At 64.2% G+C, this 2,624-nt stretch carries 2 protein-coding genes; both read right to left on the bottom strand.

Annotation, left to right across the window (positions count from 1 at the left end; translation table 11 throughout):
* Window positions 1-90 precede the first annotated feature (90 nt).
* Window positions 91-987, bottom strand: a complete 897-nt coding sequence (gene istB, locus ACSFB7_RS37690) for an IS21-like element helper ATPase IstB (RefSeq protein WP_435477429.1) — start codon at window positions 985-987, stop codon at window positions 91-93.
* On the bottom strand, window positions 980-2,512 hold the full coding sequence (gene istA, locus ACSFB7_RS37685) for an IS21 family transposase (protein WP_435477428.1): 1,533 nt from the start codon (window positions 2,510-2,512) through the stop codon (window positions 980-982). Before istA ends, istB begins: the two co-directional genes overlap by 8 nt.
* Between the last annotated feature and the right edge of the window lie 112 nt (window positions 2,513-2,624).

The following is a 2,624-nucleotide window of genomic DNA, read 5'->3' as shown; positions in this document are numbered from 1 at the left end:
TGTTAGCGCCAGTGCAATCGTGATCAGCGGTGCCAATCGAACATTGACCAGGGGCTGGAGCTGGTTCCGCTAGGAGCCAACTGTGAATAACTATAGGTTGGATGCCTCGGTGGGTCCTCCTTTTCTTGAACCGGTTGTTGGTATTCCCGAGCCGTCAGGCGAGGCCCCTTCCTCCGTGGTCTCGCTCACCTGGGCCGCAGCTGTCTTCCTGGTCTGCTCGCGGGTCTTGATGCGCCCCTTGGCTTCGTGCGTGCTGTGGCGGAAGCGGTAGGACTCATTGCCGGTCTCGATGATGTGGCAGTGATGGGTCAAGCGATCCAGCAGCGCTGTGGTCATCTTGGCATCGCCGAACACACTGGACCACTCCGCGAACGTCAGGTTGGTGGTGATCATCACGCTGGTGTGCTCGTACAGCTTGGACAGCAGGTGGAACAACAAGGCACCACCGGCCTGACTGAACGGCAGGTAACCCAACTCGTCGAGCACGACCAGATCCATGCGCACCAGACTCATGGCGATGCGTCCAGCACGTCCCTGGCTCTTCTCATGCTCCAGTGCATTGACCAGATCGACCGTGGAGTAGAACCGCACTCGCTTGGCGTGCCGGGTGAGCCCGGCAATCCCCAGCGCCGTGGCCAGGTGGGTCTTGCCAGTCCCTGGGCCACCGACCAGCACCACGTTCTGCGCATCCTGCGTGAATGAGAGGTCCGCCAGTTTCTGGATCAACGCGCGGTCGACCTGCGAGACGACGAAGTCGAACCCAGCCAGGTCGCGATGCATGGGGAAGCGCGCCGACTTCATCTGGTGAGCAATGGAACGCATCGCCCGGTCAGCATCTTCGGCTTGCAGTAGGTGCTCCACCAGCCAGCGTGATGCGGCCAGGGTCGTATCGCCGCCTTGCTCCGTCAGATCGGCCCAGGCCGTGGCCATGCCGTTGAGTCGCAGCGCCTTCAGTTGGGCCTGCACATCGAGGGAGGTCTCACGCATGGCCGACCTCCTGTCCGTCCAGATGATCCTGGTGGGTGGGGCGCAGCCGGTCGTAGCGCGCGGTGTCGGCCTTGGGCGCCTGGGTGAGTCGCAGGGATGTCTGCGCCTGGTCCGGCGTGGCCGGGCTGTTCAAGCGGGCCAGCACGTTGTGCACGTGCTCAACGCTGATGCTGCCGCTGGGCGCTCTGCCTTCGAGCACCAGCTCGATGGCCACCAGCACCGCCTCCAGCCCGGCCTGCGGCACCACGGCCAGCACCTGTGCCATGACCCGGTCTCCTCCAGGATGGCGCAGCAATGATTGGCGCAAGCGCAGCAGCGGCGCCGGCAGGTCCAGGAACGGCGTGCCGTTGCGCAAAGCGCCCGGTTTGCGCTGCACCAGCTCGATGTAGTGCTGCCAGTCGTAGCTGGTCTGACCGCTGCCCGGCAGCCGGGCATGGCTGGCCACGACGGCGTCCGCGGCCGCCACATCGATTCGCTCCGGATAGACGCGGGTGCTGACGATATGGCCGGCCCACTCGCACGGCACGGAGTAACGGTTGCGCGCGGCGGCCACCAGGCAGGTGCTGCTGACTCTGGCCAGCCGCTCGACGTAGCCGTCGAAGGGGGACGGCATGGACATGAGGTGAGGCTTCTCCAACTCCCACATCTCGGCCACGTTGAACTGCCGGTGGATCGGGTGCGTGGTGTCGCTCCACACCGAACGACACCGCTCGCTCAGCCAAGCATTGAGTTCGATGAACGAGCCGAAGCGCCGGGTTGCGGCTTCGATCCAGATGCGCCGGCGGCTGTCCTGCACGTTCTTCTCGACCACACCCTTCTCCCAGCCTGAGGCGACGTTGCAGAAGTCGGGGTCGAACAGGTAGTGGCTGCACATGGCCGCGAAGCGGGCGTTGACGGTGCGCTGCTTGCCGCGCTGCACCTTGTCCACGGCGGTGCGCATGTTGTCGTAGATGCCGCGCCGGGTGACGCCGCCGAGTGCCTGGAACGAGCGGGTGTGGGCGTCGAACAGCATCTCGTGGCCCTGGCTGGGGTAGGCCACCAGCCAGAAGGCTCGACTGGCGCACAGCTTCAGGTGCGCCACTTGCACGTTGTAGAACACGCCACCGACGACCATGGCTTCGACGCTCCAGTCGAACTGGAAGGCCTCGCCCAGCTCGAAGCTCATCGGAACGAATGCCTTGGCCGGACTGGCTGCCGACTCCACCCGCCAGCGCCGGATGTAGTCGGTGACGGCGCTGTAGCCGCCGCAGTAGCCCTGAGCCTGTATCTGGGCAAACAGCGCACGGCCGCTGCGCCGCCCTTGCTTGGGGCGATGGCTGTCGGTTGTGAGAGCCTGATGCAGGGTCGGCTCGAACGCCGTGAGCTTGCCGTCGAGCTTCACGCGCTCGTACTTCGGCACAACATCGCCGGGAGCCCGGAGCCACTTCTTGACCGTATTGCGCGACAGGCCTGTGCGCTTTGCGATCTCGCTTAATGAGAGTTGGTCGCGCAGCCTCATGCGCCTGACCTTGCCAATCATGTCCATGGTGATCACCTTGAATCCCTGCTGAAATTCTCAGCAGGTCAGTGGAACACCCTGGTCAATATTGGATCGGCACTTTGCGGTTTAGCTGGTCAAGATTGCGTCGGCACTAACA

Origin of the sequence: Variovorax raffinosi, from assembly GCF_051216615.1 — a bacterium.
GTDB lineage: Bacteria > Pseudomonadota > Gammaproteobacteria > Burkholderiales > Burkholderiaceae_C > Variovorax.
The sequence above is the reverse complement of the archived record's forward strand: the minus strand, read 5'-3'. Positions and strand labels throughout refer to the sequence as shown.

What these genes read in the sequence shown, in the direction of transcription:
- istB (WP_435477429.1), bottom strand. Translation starts at nt 987, where the DNA reads ATGCGTGAGACCTCCCTCGATGTGCAGGCCCAACTGAAGGCGCTGCGA.
- istA (WP_435477428.1), bottom strand. Translation starts at nt 2,512, where the DNA reads ATGGACATGATTGGCAAGGTCAGGCGCATGAGGCTGCGCGACCAACTC.